The organism is Pseudomonas cuatrocienegasensis (genome assembly GCF_900110925.1).
Classification (GTDB): Bacteria; Pseudomonadota; Gammaproteobacteria; order Pseudomonadales; family Pseudomonadaceae; genus Aquipseudomonas; species Aquipseudomonas cuatrocienegasensis.
Genome location: NZ_FOFP01000004.1, coordinates 210163 through 225562, shown reverse-complemented (window position 1 = coordinate 225562; position 15400 = coordinate 210163). Strand labels below are relative to the sequence as shown.

At 64.3% G+C, this 15400-nt stretch carries 16 protein-coding genes; 3 read left to right on the top strand and 13 right to left on the bottom strand.

The window, feature by feature from the left end; translation table 11 throughout:
• Positions 1-218 precede the first annotated feature (218 nt).
• Positions 219-1223, top strand: coding sequence for a helix-turn-helix domain-containing protein (locus BMW49_RS07990; RefSeq protein ID WP_069517537.1), 1005 nt, complete (start codon positions 219-221; stop codon positions 1221-1223).
• Positions 1224-2142: 919 nt separating this feature from the next.
• Here the strand turns inward: BMW49_RS07990 and BMW49_RS07985 are convergent.
• The 4 genes from BMW49_RS07985 to BMW49_RS07970 form a co-directional block, all read right to left on the bottom strand.
• Complete coding sequence (locus BMW49_RS07985) at positions 2143-3411, bottom strand: MFS transporter (protein WP_069517539.1); 1269 nt, start codon at positions 3409-3411, stop codon at positions 2143-2145.
• 115 nt (positions 3412-3526) lie between these two features.
• Entirely contained in the window at positions 3527-4288 is a 762-nt protein-coding gene (locus BMW49_RS07980) for an ABC transporter permease (RefSeq protein WP_069517541.1), read from the bottom strand.
• Positions 4289-4433: 145 nt separating this feature from the next.
• A complete protein-coding gene (locus tag BMW49_RS07975) occupies positions 4434-5357 on the bottom strand; it encodes an ABC transporter ATP-binding protein (RefSeq protein ID WP_069517543.1) in 924 nt (307 codons plus the stop codon).
• 237 nt (positions 5358-5594) lie between these two features.
• Entirely contained in the window at positions 5595-5774 is a 180-nt protein-coding gene (locus tag BMW49_RS07970; protein WP_069517545.1) for a hypothetical protein, read from the bottom strand.
• Positions 5775-6007: 233 nt separating this feature from the next.
• Here BMW49_RS07970 and BMW49_RS07965 point away from each other — a divergent pair, with 233 nt between their 5' ends.
• Both BMW49_RS07965 and BMW49_RS07960 read left to right on the top strand, forming a co-directional pair.
• Entirely contained in the window at positions 6008-6316 is a 309-nt protein-coding gene (locus BMW49_RS07965; RefSeq protein WP_069517547.1) for an I78 family peptidase inhibitor, read from the top strand.
• A 223-nt stretch (positions 6317-6539) separates the two neighbouring features.
• Complete coding sequence (locus BMW49_RS07960; RefSeq protein ID WP_069517549.1) at positions 6540-7451, top strand: LysR family transcriptional regulator; 912 nt, start codon at positions 6540-6542, stop codon at positions 7449-7451.
• A 290-nt stretch (positions 7452-7741) separates the two neighbouring features.
• Here the strand turns inward: BMW49_RS07960 and madM are convergent, their stop codons facing one another.
• The 9 genes from madM to mdcA all read right to left on the bottom strand — a co-directional run bounded on the left by madM (position 7742) and on the right by mdcA (position 15113).
• Positions 7742-8506 (bottom strand): malonate transporter subunit MadM, encoded by a 765-nt coding sequence (gene madM / locus BMW49_RS07955; RefSeq protein ID WP_069517551.1) that lies wholly within the window; start codon positions 8504-8506, stop codon positions 7742-7744.
• Positions 8507-8510: 4 nt separating this feature from the next.
• Positions 8511-8918, bottom strand: a complete 408-nt coding sequence (madL, locus tag BMW49_RS07950) for a malonate transporter subunit MadL (RefSeq protein ID WP_069517553.1) — start codon at positions 8916-8918, stop codon at positions 8511-8513.
• Between the two features lie 62 nt (positions 8919-8980).
• Positions 8981-9907 carry a malonate decarboxylase subunit epsilon gene (mdcH, locus tag BMW49_RS07945; RefSeq protein ID WP_069517555.1) on the bottom strand — a complete coding sequence of 309 codons (927 nt, stop codon included), beginning with the start codon at positions 9905-9907 and terminating at the stop codon, positions 8981-8983.
• A complete protein-coding gene (locus tag BMW49_RS07940) occupies positions 9904-10539 on the bottom strand; it encodes a malonate decarboxylase holo-ACP synthase (RefSeq protein ID WP_069517557.1) in 636 nt (211 codons plus the stop codon). The genes mdcH and BMW49_RS07940 overlap by 4 nt, the downstream gene beginning before the upstream one ends.
• 80 nt (positions 10540-10619) lie before the next feature.
• Positions 10620-11426: a biotin-independent malonate decarboxylase subunit gamma gene (gene mdcE, locus BMW49_RS07935; protein WP_069517559.1), complete on the bottom strand. Its 807-nt coding sequence runs from the start codon at positions 11424-11426 to the stop codon at positions 10620-10622.
• Positions 11423-12280 carry a biotin-independent malonate decarboxylase subunit beta gene (locus tag BMW49_RS07930; protein ID WP_069517561.1) on the bottom strand — a complete coding sequence of 286 codons (858 nt, stop codon included), beginning with the start codon at positions 12278-12280 and terminating at the stop codon, positions 11423-11425. Before BMW49_RS07930 ends, mdcE begins: the two co-directional genes overlap by 4 nt.
• Positions 12273-12572: a malonate decarboxylase subunit delta gene (locus BMW49_RS07925; RefSeq protein WP_069517564.1), complete on the bottom strand. Its 300-nt coding sequence runs from the start codon at positions 12570-12572 to the stop codon at positions 12273-12275. Before BMW49_RS07925 ends, BMW49_RS07930 begins: the two co-directional genes overlap by 8 nt.
• 1 nt (position 12573) lies before the next feature.
• On the bottom strand, positions 12574-13452 hold the full coding sequence (locus BMW49_RS07920; protein WP_069517566.1) for a triphosphoribosyl-dephospho-CoA synthase: 879 nt from the start codon (positions 13450-13452) through the stop codon (positions 12574-12576).
• Positions 13452-15113: a malonate decarboxylase subunit alpha gene (mdcA, locus tag BMW49_RS07915; RefSeq protein ID WP_069517568.1), complete on the bottom strand. Its 1662-nt coding sequence runs from the start codon at positions 15111-15113 to the stop codon at positions 13452-13454. Before mdcA ends, BMW49_RS07920 begins: the two co-directional genes overlap by 1 nt.
• Between the last annotated feature and the right edge of the window lie 287 nt (positions 15114-15400).

Genomic DNA, 15400 nt, shown 5'->3' with positions numbered 1-15400 from the left:
GTGCAGGTGCATGGGGCCTTGCCAGCGGCCTGGGGATCAACAGCACATGGCAAGTGCCATCATTATGCTGCCCGGCAAATCGACGGACTTGACCCTGCGTTGCAGTTTTACTGCCCCGTGACGGCCGATGGCCGTAGTGTTGCCAAGGTGAGCGTGCAATGATGCGCGGCACCACTGCCCCCACACACCATGTGGGTATCCTCCTGAGACCTTCGCCCATGCTGCAGCCCGGCGCTCTTATTCATCAGCCGCACCTGACGCACCTCGCCCATGACCGCTTCGATGTCGGCCAGGTGCCCATGCACCAGCAACTGCTGGCCTGGCGAGAACGGGTCGGTCATGTGATCGATGTGCTGCCGGCCAAGTGGCAACTCGAGCAGCCGTTTCTCGCGGCAATTGACCGCTACCGGCTGGGCGAGTGGACACTCACCGACTGCTACAGTGACCCGCTGCTGCTGAGCCGCTCGCTGGCCCGTATCTCCACGGATAACAAGCGCGATTACGTATTCCAGGTGTTTATCAACGGTGGTATGAGCCTCGGCCCGAGCAAAGCGCACAACAACCGGGCGCCCTACTCGGCTGGCATTCTGCTGCTGGACCTCAACCAGCCGTTGCGTATGCAGCGCAGCGCCTGTCGCGTGCTGTCGTTGTTCGCCCCGCGCGCCTGCGTGGACAGCCTGTTCCCCGACGCCGAATCGCTGCATGGCCGGGTTCTGGACTCGCGCCAGACCGAGGCCGGCATCCTCATCGAACACCTGCAGGCACTTGCCCACGAGTTGCCTGCGGTGCCGCCTCATGAGGCGCTGATGGCCCTCGAATACAGCGCGCAATCGCTGCTGGGTGCCTTTACCAAACAGGCCAAGCTCAGCGGCAATGCACGGGCCGCCGCGCGCAGCCTGATGTTCAGCCGTGTGCGCCGCTATATAAAGCACAACCTGTACAGCGACGAGCTGTCACCGGAGCGTGTGCTGCTGGACCTAAGGCTGCCGCGGGCCACGGTCTACCGCCTGTTCGAGCACGAAGGTGGGCTCGCGGCCTATATCCTGCGCTGCCGCTTGCGCGAAGCTGCCGAGCAACTGTTCAAATGCCCACAGACGCCGGTACTGGATATTGCCTACAGCCTGGGTTTTGGCAGTGCCTCGGACTTCACCCGCGCCTTCCGCCGGGTGCATGAGATGGCGCCGCGCGACTTTCGCCTAAGCGCCCTGGCGCCCCGCTGTTAAGTGCGGCCTTAACTTCCCGGGTGTCGCTTCGCTCGACCCAGGCTACAGCTTGGGTTGGTAGCCTGGGTTGAGCACCGCGATACCCGGGAGAGAATTCCAGGTCATACCGCCGAATCTGTCTGCCGTGGGCCTTCGAAAGCGCATCCTTTGCAACGAATCGCGTAAGCATCACCGACCTTCCCGGGTGTCGCTTCGCTCGACCCAGGCTACAGCTCGGGTTGTAGCCTGGGTTGAGCACCGCGATACCCGGGAGGCGATTTCAGGTCATACCGCCGAATCTGCCTGCCGTGGGGCTTCGGAAGCGCACCCTTTGCAGCGAATCGCGTAAGCATCACCGATCGTCCCGGGTGTCGCTTCGCTCGACCCAGGCTACGGCATGGGTTGGTAGCCTGGGTTGAGCACCGCGATACCCGGGAGAGGATTTCAGGTCATACCGCCGCGTTTGCCTGCCGTGGGGCTTCCGAAGCGCACCCTTTGCAACGAAGCGCATAAACATCACCGTTCTTCCCGGGTGTCGCTTCGCTCGACCCAGGCTACAGCTTGGGTTGGTAGCCTGGGTTGAGCACCGCGATACCCGGGAGAGGATTTCAGGTCATATCGCGGCGCCAGCCTGCCGTGGAGCTTCGAAAGCGCACCCTTTGCAACGAATCGCGTAAGCATCATCGACCTTCCCGGGTGTCGCTTCGCTCGACCCAGGCTACAGCTCGGGTTGTAGCCTGGGTTGAGCAACGCGATACCCGGGACGCAATTTCAGGTCATACCGCCGTGTCTACCTGCCGTGGGTCTTCGGAAGCGCACCCTTTGCAACGAATCGCGTAAGCATCATCGACCTTCCCGGGTGTCGCTTCGCTCGACCCAGGCTACAGCTTGGCTTGGTAGCCTGGGTTGAGCACCGCGATACCCGGGAGGCGATTCCAGGTCATACCGCGGCGTTTGCCTGCCGTAGATCTTCGGGAAATTGCTTGAGCGCATACAGGCTGATGCACAGCGCGCCCAGCAGGTACCAGGCCGGCACCATCAGGCTGCCGGTGGCGTGAATCAGCCAGGTGACGATAAACGGGCAAAACCCGCCAAACAGGGTGACACCCACGCTGTACATGATCGAGGTGCCCGTCGCCCGCTCCTGCACCGCGAAGGCCTCGACCATCATCACCGTCATGACCGCGTTATTGCCCATCAACAAGGCGCTGTAGCCGGCGATCAGCAGGATCGAGGCAACCACTCCAACCCCGTGGACCAGCAACGCAAAAACCGGGAAGACCAACAACATGCTCGCCAGCAGGGTCACGTATTGCGTGGGCTTCCTGCGCGGTTGCCGGTCGGCCAGGCGCGCCAGCAACGGCAAGGTCATGACAATTGCCACGCTGGACGCGCAGGCCGAGAGCAGACTTACGCCCGGTGACAGGCCGAGATTGCGCACCAGATAAGTCGGCATGTAGTACACCAGCAGGTAGATCCCCGAGGTGGGTGCCGCCATCAAGGCGATGCCGAGCCACAGTGTCCGCGCCCGCTGGGTCAACACCCGTTTGAGGGACGGCCGCTGGGGCGCAGGGCTGGCCTGCTCGCTCAAGTGATAACGCAAGTACCAGCCCACCGGCCCAAGCAGCAGGCCGAGAATAAAGGGCAAGCGCCAGCCCCAGGCCAACATTGCCTCGGGGGACAGCGAGAAGGTCAGCGCCGCCCCCACCACAGCGCCGAGCAGAGCCGCCAGCACCTGGCTGGAGGAGCGCCAACTGACGATAAAACAGCGCTGCGCGCGCGGCGCCAGCTCCATCAGCACCACCGAGGCCACGCCGATTTCCCCACCGGCGGCAAAGCCCTGAATCAGCCGCGCACCGACCATCAGCAACATGGCGCTCGCGCCGATGGCCTCATAGGTCGGGGCAAAGGCAATCACCCCGGTGCCCAGAAACATCAGGCCGATGGATAGCAACAACGCCGGTTTGCGCCCTTTGCGGTCAGCCAGATGGCCAATCACCAGCGCCCCCAAGGGGCGCATGGCAAAGCCGGCGCCGAAGGTCAGCAGGGATAACAACAGCGACGCCAGTGGGTCTTGCGCGGGAAAGAACAGCTTGCCGATGATCACGGCGGAAAAGCTGTAGACCGTGAAGTCATAGGTGATCAGCCCATTGCCAATGGCGGCAGCCCAGATCACGCGCCAGGACTTCGCGGGTACAGAACGGCTCATTTATCACCCACAAGGAGGCGGGGCCTAGGCCGCAGAACGCGGCCCTCACCTGACGCAGGCGCAGACCTTAACAGACAGTGGCGCTATGCCCTACCAACGCTGCTGTGGACACGATTCAGCTCTTGAGGCGGTAGCCGGTCTTGAAGATCCAGCCCACGGCCAGGATGCACAGCAGCAAAAAGCCCAGAATCATCGCCAGGCTGACGCCCACGTTGACGTCCGAAACCCCGTAGAAGCTCCAGCGGAAGGCGCTGATCAGGTACACCACCGGGTTGAACAGGGTGACCGTCTGCCACACCGGCGGCAGCATGCTGATCGAATAGAAGCTGCCGCCGAGGAAGGTCAGCGGCGTGACGATCAGCGCCGGGACGATCTGCAGCTTCTCCCAGCCATCGGCCCACACGCCGATAATGAAGCCGAACAGGCTGAAGGTCAGCGCGGTCAGCACCAGAAACGCGGCCATCCAGAACGGATGCAGAATCTCGAAATCAACGAACAGGTGCGCCGTCAGCAGGATGATTACCCCGAGCACCACCGATTTGGTGGCGGCCGCGCCGACGTAGCCAATAAGGATTTCCAGGTACGACACCGGCGCCGACAGCAGCTCGTAGATGCTCCCCGAGTACTTGGGCATATAGATGCCGAAAGAGGCGTTGGAGATGCTCTCGGTGAGCAGCGCCAGCATGATCAGGCCGGGGATGATAAAGGCGCCGTAGCTCACGCCCTGGACCTGAGTCATGCCGCTGCCGATGGCCGAGCCGAACACCACAAAGTACAGCGAGGTGCTGATTACCGGGGTGGCGATGCTCTGCAACAGGGTGCGCCAGGTGCGCGCCAGCTCGAACAGGTAGATGGCCTTGATGGCGTAGAAATTCATGGCCGGGGCTCCATTTCAGGTCGTTGAGAAGCGTAGCGAGCGAAGGCTAGGCAAGGCAAAACCAGGCGAGGCCGCGGAGTGTACGCGTTGTACATGAGCAGGCCGAGCCGGGTTTTAACGCGGCATAGCCGAGTGCAGTAGCTTCTCATCGGCTTGAAACCAGGCTGACGAAAATATCTTCCAAAGAACTCTGACTGGACTGCAGGTCTTTAAAGCCGATCCCCAGCTCGGCGAGGGCCTGGAGCAGTTCGGCGATGCCGCTGTGCTCGCGCTGGGCGTCGTAGGTCAGCACCAGGGCATGACCCTCCTCGGCCAGTTCCAGGCTGTACTCGGCGAGCGTCGCCGGCAGGCTGGTCAGGGGTTGCTGCAGGTGCAGGGTCAGCTGCTTTTTGCCGAGTTTGTGCATCAGCGTCTGCTTGTCTTCGACCAGGATAATTTCGCCCTTGCGAATCACGCCAATGCGGTCGGCCATTTCCTCGGCTTCTTCGATGTAATGGGTGGTGAGGATGATGGTCACACCGCGCTCACGCAGGCCGCGGACCATGTTCCACATATCGCGGCGCAGCTCGACGTCGACGCCGGCGGTCGGCTCGTCGAGAAACAGAATCTGCGGCTCGTGGCTCAGGGCCTTGGCGATCATCACCCGGCGCTTCATGCCGCCGGACAGCTCGAAGATTTTCGCGTCGCGCTTGTCCCACAGCGACAAGTCCTTGAGCAGTTGCTCCAGGTAAGCCGGGTTGGGCTTTTTGCCGAACAGGCCGCGGCTGAAGGTCACGGTCGCCCAGACGGTTTCGAAGACATCGCTGACCAGCTCCTGAGGCACCAGGCCGATCTGCGAGCGGGCGGCGCGGTAGTCCTTGATGATGTCCTTGCCACCTACCAGCACGCGCCCACCGCCTGGGTTGACGATGCCGCAGATGATGCTGATAAGCGTGGTCTTGCCGGCGCCGTTGGGGCCGAGCAGCGCGAAGATTTCGCCCTGGCTGATCTCAAGGTTGATGGTCTTGAGCGCTGGATGGCCCGACGCGTAGGTCTTGTTCAGTTGCTGAATGGAAATGACCGAAGGCACGGCAGCTCCCTGGCTGAGGAAAACCGCCATTGTAGGGCATAGCCGCGCGACTTCGGCAGCGTACTAGGACATCTCTAAAAACTACCTACATTGTCATCGCTGCGTTAAAAACAGGCTCGTGCGCGAGTCCGATCAAAATGCTCATTTACAGCTCGTAAACTCCGCTTTTTCGCCTGTTTTTGCCTTGCGCTGACTGCTTCGCCTACGTTTTTAGAGCCGCCCTTGTTGCCTGAGCGCCTATTGACGGCGCACCAACCAGCTGTCCAGGCGCGGCGTATGGCCCTGGTTATCATTGCGGCCACCGGTCAATTCGGCATCCACTTGCGCGTCCTCGCGGCGACGCTGGTGATCGGCCAGGTCAGCGGGTTTGGCATCGGGATCGTTGAGGTTTTCACGGCAAGGCGACGAAGTGATCATGGGCAAGCTCCGACAAAAAACGCCCCCGATGGGCGTCATCTGTTTCATAGGCTATGAATGCGACACGACAGTTCCACCTGTTTTTAACGACCCAGTGCACAGCCTGCGCGTCATCAGCCGGCGAGTGGGTCGAAGGCTGTTACCCTAATGGGGAACACCGACGCCGCATGGCAGTCGGATGGTCCATCGCGTCGCCCCCGCAGGCGCTTCACTCCCCCTACGAGGACACCCCAATGCGTTTGATTCACCTCTGCTACCTGCCCCTGATCGCCGCCCTCGCCGCGTGCAGCTCGACCGAGGCACCCCGTAGCGAGCAGGCCGGTGCGCCCAGCAACGACGGCCGCTGCAATGCCCAGGGCGTGCAGAACCTGCTCGGCGAACACGCCTCCTCCGCGCTCGTCGAAAGCGCACGCAGCAAGGCCGGCGCCGAGCAGGTGCGGGTACTCGCCCCCGGTGATGCCGTGACCATGGATTACAACTCGCAGCGCCTGAATATCGATATCGACGAGGCCGAAGTGGTCGAGCGTATTACCTGCGGCTAGGGTCGCGTCATACATCAAATGTTGGTCAATGCCTGCTGAGTGGACAGGGTTTTAGCCGCGAAGCCTGCAGCGCCTTCAAGATTTATCGCGAATAAAGGCTAGGCGCCCCCTTCGCTCCTACAGGGAGCGGTAGCGACACTCACTCGTCTACCACCAAGGTCCAGCGCCACAGGCGCGCCTTGATCCGGCACAATCGGCGCTCCCCCAGGCGAGCGCTGAGCCGATGCTGATCGATGAAGAACTGACCCTGAAAAAGCTGGAGCTGTTTCTGGCCTTTATGCGCAGCGGCAACCTGTCACGCGCAGCCGGCGAGCTGGGCACCAGTACGGTCAGCGTGCACCGCGCCATCCACTCCCTGGAAAGCGCCCTGCGCTGCCCGCTGTTCAAGCACGAAGGGCGCAACCTGATCCCGCTGGAAAGCGCCTATGTGCTGGAAGAAAAAGCCCAGAAGCTGATCCATGTCACCCAGGAACTGGTACGCCTGACCCGCGAAGCCGCGGGTTTTTCCGCCGCGCGTTTCAAGCTCGGCGCGCTCTACTCGCTGACGGTCAAGACCGTGCCGCTGCTGATCATGGGCCTCAAACTGCGGCGCAGTGAGCTGAATATCGACCTGATCCTCGGCTCCAACGTCGACCTGCTCTACAAGCTCAAGAACATGGAGCTGGACGCCATTCTGGTGGCGCTCGACGACAGTGTCAGCGACCCGGACTGCGAGCAGTTGCCGCTGTTCTCCGACGATATCTTCCTCGCTGTGCCCAACGACTCGCCGTTCGCCAACCGAGCCGAAGTCGATCTGGCCGAACTGTGCGATGCGACCTTTATCACCCTGACCCAGGGCTACGCGACCTTCCGCGATGGTGAGCGGGTATTCCAGCAGGCCGGCTTTGCGCCCAAGGTGGCGATGCAGGTCAACGATATTTTCACCCTGCTCAGCATGGTCAGCTCCGGCGTGGGCTATGCCCTGCTGCCGGGGCGTATCGCCGCGGTGTACGAAAACCGGGTGCGGCTGATCCCGCTGCAGGCTCAGTACCACCTGCAACAGCACATTGGCGTGGTCTTCCTCAAGGCCAAGGAGCGCGACCCCAACCTGCTGGCCTTGCTGGCTGAATGCCGAATGTACAGCCGCCAGCCCTAGGATATGTAGCCTGGGTTGAGCTGGGCGAAACCCGGGAAATGCCCCGGGTGTCGCTTCGCTCGACCCAGGCTACGGATACCCCACCACCGGAATAAAAGGCCCGCCAGAAGGCGGCGGTCAGGCAGCCCAGGGCATCCGTTTCGGGTCGCTCGCCGCCACACCGTTTAGCCACGTAGCCTGGGTTGAGCTGGGCGAAACCCGGGAAATGTCCCCGGGTGTCGCTTCGCTCGACCCAGGCTACGGATACCCCGCCACCTGAATAAAAGGCCCGCCAAACGGCGGGCGAAGGCTCAGCCAAACAGGCCGCGCATGAGAAAGTACAAGAGCGATGGGCCGAGCAGACAGCCCAGAGCGGTGTAGAACGCCGCGGTCAGGCAGCCGTAGGGCACCAGTTTCGGGTCGGTCGCCGCCAGGCCACCGGCCACGCCGCTGGAGGTGCCCATCAGGCCGCCGAAGATCACCGCGCTGCGCGGGTTGTTCAGGCCGATATAGGGTGCCACGAAGGGGGTGGCGACCATCACCAGGATCGCCTTGATCAGCCCGGCGGCGATAGACAGTGCCATCACATCAGAGGTCGCACCAATCGCCGCGCCGGTCACCGGGCCGACGATATAGGTCACCGCACCGGCGCCAATGGTGGTCAGGCTGACCACATCGGTGTAACCGAAGGCCATGGCCACACCCACGCCGGCGATAAACGAGGTACCCACCCCGACAAACAGCGCCAACACCCCGGCAAAACCGGCACGTTTAAGCTCATCGACACTCACGCCAAAGGCTGTGGCGACGATGGCAAAGTCACGCAGCATGGCGCCGCCGAGCAGGCCGATACCGGCAAACAGGGGAATGTCCACCAGGCCCTTCTGCCCACCCGTATAAACGCCACCGATATACGACAGCACCAGCCCAAGCAGGATGGCGATGGCCGAACCGTGCAGACGGCCTTTGGTGAAGGTGTCGGAGATCCAGTAGGACACCCACATGGTGATGCCGATGATGGCAAAGCCACTGAGCAGGCTGTAGCTGGTGATCACTTTCATCAAGGATTCGTACATGGGATCACCGTGGGGTCTTGGTCAGGGGAGTGCTGCTGACAGGCGGTTCTTCGGCGGCCGGCTGACCAATGCGGCTGAGCACTGGCACCATTAAAAAGCCGATGGCCACCGCGAGTGTGCCGGCGAGTATCGCCATAGGCCCGCCACTGAGGGCGCCGTAGACGTTCTGCTGGGCCGCCATGGCAACCACGATGGGAATGTAGATAGCGCTCCAGAACTCCACGCCCTGCTCCGACTTACCGGTGAACAGGCCACGCTTGTGCAGGTAACTGCCAAGAAAGATCAGCAGCATCATGGCGATGCCAACACCGCCGACGTTGGCGGGTATGCCGATAAGTTTGCCCAGCAGCTCACCGATAAAGATGCCTGCCAGGGTACAGAACGCCAGGAAGGCGACGCCGTAGATAATCATTGTTGTTGTCCTCGTTTTACGCAGCGAAGTTATTGTTGTTGTGCTTCGGTCAACGGTGTAACTCAGCGGTTCAGGCCCACCTCCTGACGCAACATGGCGTCCAGTGTATCCAGGCGGGCACCGCTAAAGGCGATGGCCTGGCCAGGTTCGAAGACGCGGCGGGCCAACCCGGTGAGCACGCCACCGGGCGGCAGTTCCAGGTGCAGGCGTACGCCACGCTCATAGGCAGTCACCAGGGTGGCCTGCCAGTCGACAACACGGCTCATGTTGTAGGCCAGGTCATCGCGCAGGGCTTCGGGGTCGCGCAGCGGCCGCGCCGAGCTGCTGCTCAGGTAGCGCACCTTGGGGGTTTGTAGTTGTACGTTGGCGAAGGCCGTGGCGAGTTCGCCAGCCGGTGCATCCAGCAACGCGCAATGCGAGGGCACACTCATGGCCAGACGCTTGACGGCCCCAGCACCGAGGGTGCGGGCACGCTCGGCGACAGCGGCCATGGCCGGCTCGCTGCCGGCGATCACCAACTGGTTTTCTGCATTGATATTGGCCAGGTACACCGGCCCTTCGGCCTCTGCCAGCAGGCGCTCCAAGGTGCTCTGGTCGAGACCGAGAATGGCCGTCATGCCGTAACCGCTGGGGTAGGCACGCTGCATCAGCTCACCCCGCAGGGCGACCAGGCGCACCGCATCAGCGAAGTCCAAGGCTTCGGCCACCACCGCAGCGGCGTAGGCGCCGATGGACAAGCCGGCGACATAGTCCGGGCGATGGCCGCGCTCGGCCAGCAGCCGGGCAGCCGATACGCCGGCAAGCAGCAGGCACAGTTGCACCGCGCGGGTGCTGCGCAGCGCCTCCGCCGAGTCCAGCGCACGCACGTCCTCATCCAGCGCGGCACTGGCCTGCGCCAGACAGGCCCGCACCACAGGCGTATCGGGCAGCGCCTGGAGCATGCCGGGCTGCTGCGCACCCTGGCCGGGGAACGCCCAAAGCGCGCTCATGCTGCCGTCCGCTCAGCGCGCCAGGGGTCGCTGAGCAATAGCGGCCCGGCCTGGGTTTTCAACAGTACACGCGGTGCAGCGCTGGCCCACTCACGCAGCGCCACGGCGCCTTGCGGGGTTTCCAGTTGCACGTCGATGCGCCCCGGCGCCTCGTCCAACACTGAGCACAGCGTACGTGCCCACTCCCGCGGCAGCGGATACGGCGCCCGCAGCAGCAGGTCCAGATCGCTGTCCAGGTGCGCGGCCGACACCCCACTGGCCAGCTCAAAACCCAGGCTGCCGGTTACGCCCCAGGCCAGGCCGAGGTCGGCGAAACGGGGTTGCAGATGCGCCAGGGCACGCAGTGCCGGCCAGTGCGACTGCGGGTGATTGCGCCAGCGCCCGGCACGGGCGACCGCTTCCGGGCTGACCAGGCGGCGGATATCGGCCACGCGCATCCAGCTCGCGTAACGCTGCTCGCGTGCTGTGCCGCGCACGCCGACCGCGACCCAACCCGCCTCGGCAGCAGCCCGACGCACCACCACGGGCACATGCCCGCCCAGGGCGACGCGAGCCCAGGCCGGCGCCTCCTGGGGCAGGTGCTCAGGGCGCAGGCCCCAGAGCAGATCATGTGGACGGGGTGTCGGGTGCATCAAGGTGTCCTCTGTAGGGTGCGCTGTGCGCACCGATTCGGTTTGTGGTGCGCACGGCGCACCCTACGGCGATGCCATGTTCACCACTGGGCGCGCAGCAGCTCGCGCACCTGGGATGAGGCCGCGCGGTTGGTGGCGCCCAGGCGGCTGCGCAAATCACGCGGGGCGCTGGCGATATCGGCCAGGGCACGGCTCAGCGCCTCCTGCACACGGCTCAGGTCGGCGGTCGTCGGCTGCGTCACTTGCTGAACATCGAGGATGTCGGCGAGCAGCCCGAGCGAGGCGTAGTTGTCCAGGTCGTAGGCCATCGGTGGCACCTCGGCGGCCAGCGCTTCCAACTCCTCGACGCTGCGCAGGGTGATACGCGCCGCCGCCGCCTTGCCCATGGCATGCACCATCACCCCACTGTCGCGCAGGGCGATCAGGCGGTTGGCCTGGTAGCCGTGGGCGAGAAAGGCGCCGGACATGGCCTTGCCGACCAATAAACCAATCAGCGCATGCCCGGCCAAACGTGCGCGGGCATAGGCGTCTACCGCACCGGCGAGGGCCTGGTGGATGCCGTAGGCTTCCTCACGACGGCCATAGGCCTGGCTCGGCACATCGACAATGGCGATCAATGCACGTTTGTGCGGGCTGTTGCGGTCTGCCTCGATGGCTGCGTCCACCGCCTGGGCCAAGCCCCAACCTTCGAGCAGACCGACCTCGCCATTACGCGCACGAGGAAAGGGGTTATTTTCGTCAGCGATAACCGCGAGGTAACGCACCGCCTGCCCCGCCAGCTCGCCATCGGCCACACGCAATGAGGCAGGCAGACCGTCCAGCGGCTGGGCGTTGCCTGTCAGGGCCTGAAACCAGTGCAGGCCGCGTTGTTCCTGTGCAGTAGTCATGCTTGTGCTCCCTGGTAAGCGCTGCGCACGGCAGCAGCATCGGCCTGAACGCTGGTGTCGACCGCGCGCAGGCGTTCGAGGAACCAGGCGTGGCGACGGCTGCGTTCGGTCTCGGGTTTGCCCTGGGCGAACAAGCTGTGCAGCTCGCCGCGGATCGCTTCAACGTCGTCGGCGACATAGCCGTCGACCAGGCCGCTGGCGTGGCGCTGCTCGCCACCGGTCAGGCTCCAGATAAACGGACGGTCGCGCGAGTCGTATTCGTCTAGGCCGGCTTCCTGCTCGATGACCTGCGGGCCGTTCAGCCCCAGGCGCGCCTCGCGGGTGACCAGCAGATAACTGCACAGCCCGGCCGCGATGGACATGCCGCCAAAGCAGCCAACCGGACCGGCGACCAGACCGATCACCGGCTGGTACTGGCGCAGCTCGACAATGGCCGACTGAATCTCGGCAATCGCCGCCAGGCCCAGGTTGGCTTCCTGTAGGCGCACGCCGCCGGTTTCCAGCAGCAGCACGGCGCGGGTCGGGATGCCGTTACGGTTGTCTTCGGCGGCCAGCTCCAGACTGCCGGCGATCTTCGCCCCGCCCACTTCGCCGAGGCTGCCACCCTGGAAGGCGCCTTCAATGGCCACGATTACTGCCGGCTGGCCATCGATCAGCCCCTTGGCCACCACCACGCCGTCGTCGGCCTGGGGCACGATGCCCTGCTTGGGCAGCCAGGGCGAAATCAGCCGCGCAAAGGGGTCGATCAACTCACGGAAGCTGCCGGCATCAAGCAAGGCGCGGGCGCGTTGGCGGGCGCCGAGTTCGGTAAAGCTGCGCTGCGCCAGCAGACGCTGAATATTCTGATCAGCCATGATTGAGTTCCTCCAGGCCCTGCTCAAGACGCAGGCGCACCACACCGGGGGTGGCGCCAAAGTCGTGGATGGCGATGTTCAGCGCCGGCAATTGCTGCTCGCGGAACATGCGCTCGAACAACTGCTGCCAGCGTGGCGCGCTGCCGTTGACCGAGGTCACCACCTGGATCGCCAGGGTGCCGGCCTGGCCGGGTTCGAGCAGCACTTCCAGGTCGCCGGAGCCGACACAGCCGACCAGCGCACGGCGCTGGGCCGGTTGCCCGGCGGGGAATTCGAAGGACAGGGTTTCCATTTCAGTGACTCCCAATCTGCGCCGGCAGGCCATGCTGCAAGCGGTCGAGGAATAAGGCGGCGGCGAGCAGATCGGCGGCGCCACCGGGCGAGGCGCGCAGGCGCAACATGTCGCGTTCCAGTTCACGCAGGCGCCGGCGCCCGGCCAGGCTGGTGCTGCCACCGGCCTTGAGTACGGCTTGCGCGCCCTGCTGCATGCAGGTCAGCCCGGCGATGCCGGCGCGGTAGAGCACGCAGGTGTCGGCCAGCTGGGTCATGATCGCCAGCAGCGCATCGAGCCGGGCGCCCTGCTCACCAGCACCGGCAGCGCGGCTGCGCGCCAGTTGCGGCAGCGCCTGCTGGATCACCGCGGGGAAACCCAGCTGCGCTTCCTCACGGGCGCCATGCACGCCGTACAAACGGCAGACCTGGGCACCATGGCTGTCGCTGCTGGCCGGTGCGGCGCGGTCGCTCAACAGGGCAAGGCGCGCGGCACGCACGGCCACCTGAGCCGGCGCCAGCGCCCTGGTGTCCAGCGCCGCAGCGGCGCTGAGCAGCCCCATCGCCCAGATCGCCCCGCGATGGGTATTAACCCCGCCGGTGACGCGCAGCATCTCCACTTCACCATCGCGACCGATGCGGCCCACGTCTTCACGCAGCGCCTGGGTGATCTCGCCGCGTTGCTGCGCGGCCTCGGCCATGGCCTTGAAGCAGGGCCACAGCGACAACGCCGAAGCGTGCATCAAACCCAGGTGCAAATCTGTGTGAGCGCCGCTGCCGCGACGGTCAACCAGGCCCGGCTTGGGCGACAGGTCGGCCTCGTCGATCAGCGCGTCCACCGCCATATCCGCCAAACAGTCGCCCAGCGACAGCTGCGGCTGTAGTGCTGTGAGTGCATTCATCACCAGCTCCTGAACTTGGCGGGCGGGTTGTACAGGCCGCCCGACCAGTCGACCAGTTCAGCAATGCTCTTGGCCGCAAGCAACTCGCGGCTGGCATCGGCACGGCGAATGCCGAGGTCTTCGGGCAGCGCGATCAGCCCTTCGCGGCGCATGCGCGCGGTGTCTTTCGGGTTGTGGCGCAGGCCGATGGCAGTCACCCCGGCAACGGCGGCGATCATCGCCTGACGCTCTTCCAGCGAGCGCGCCTTGTACAGGTAGGCGATGCCTTCCTCGGTGAGCAGGTGGGTGACGTCGTCGCCATAGATCATGATCGGCGCCAGCGGCATGCCGACTTTCTTGGCCATGTCCACGGCGTCGAGCTGTTCAACGAAGGTGGGCTTGCCGCCTTCCTGGAAGGTTTCGACCATCTGCACCACCAGCTTCTTGCCGCGTTCAAGCAACGGCGTCGCGCTGTCCGCCGGGCGCATGTCGAGCCAGGCCGGGGTGCTGTGGCGACGACCGCGCGGGTCGTGGCCCATATTCGGCGCGCCGCCAAAACCAGCCAGGCGGCCACGGGTCACGGTGGAGGAATGGCCATCGCCGTCGACCTGCAGGGTGGCGCCGATAAACAGGTCGACCGCGTACTGCCCGGCCAGCTGGCACATCATGCGGTTGGAGCGCATCGAGCCGTCGCGGCCGGTGAAGAACACGTCCGGGCGCTGGGCGATATAACCCTCCATGCCCAGCTCGGTGCCGAAGCAGTGCACGCTCTCGACCCAGCCAGTCTCGATGGCCGGGATCAGCGTCGGGTGCGGGTTGAGCGTCCAGTTGCGGCAGATCTTGCCCTTGAGGCCCAGGGATTCGCCGTAGGTCGGCAGGATCAGCTCGATGGCGGCGGTGTTAAAGCCGATGCCATGGTTGAGCGACTGCACATTGTGTTTTTCGTAGATGCCGCGGATCGCCATCATCGCCATCAGCACATGCACCGGCTTGATATGGCGCGGGTCGCGGGTGAACAGCGGCTCGATATAGAACGGCTTGTCCGCCACCACCACGAAGTCGACCCAGGACGCCGGAATATCTACGCGCGGCAGCTCGTCGACGATCTCGTTGACCTGGAAGATCACAATGCCGTCGCTGAAGGCCGTAGGCTCGACCAACGCGGGAGTGTCTTCGGTGCTCGGCCCGGTGTAGATGTTGCCGTGACGGTCGGCCTGAAAGCCGGCGACCAGCGCGACGTTGGGGATCAGGTCCACCAGCAGGCGCGAATAGAGTTCGATATAGGTGTGGATGGCGCCGACTTCCATCTGCCCGTCTTCGAGCAACTGGCCGATGCGCAGGCTCTGCGGCCCGGCGAAAGAGAAGTCGAGCTTGCGCGCGATGCCACGCTCGAACAGATCGAGGTGCTCGGCGCGGCTGACGCTGGGCATGATCATGTGCAGGTCGTGCAGGCGGGCCGGATCGGCCTGGGCCAGGGAGCGCGAGAGAAAATCCGCCTGCTTCTGGTTATTGCCTTCGAGCACCACACGATCACCGGGGGCGATCAAGGCTTCGAGGGCCGCAACGATCTTGTCGCTGGGCAGGACCACGCCGTCGGCGAGGGTGCGCACCTGATCGAGACGCCGCGCTTTTTCAGCGCGACGACGCGACCACTGCGGCGGTGGGGATATTGTTGTTGTCATTAAAGACTCCACGAGTTCCGCTGTCGTGGAGGCACAGTAGGGGCCTGAGTGCTGGGGCATCAATCAAGCAAACGGGCGTTCTTTTACGCTCAGGTTAACGATTGACCCTGCAACCCGATTAGCTTGTATAGGCGCGCAGGGCACCTGCAGGGAAGCAACAGCTCGCTCAGACATAGCCAAACGATTGCAGCCACCGCGCAAGATCGGTGGAGCCCGCGCTATTCGCTGCGGGGGCGCAGCTCCCACGAAAAGCCCTCTTAGCGGCTGGAACCGAAGGCGGCACCGCG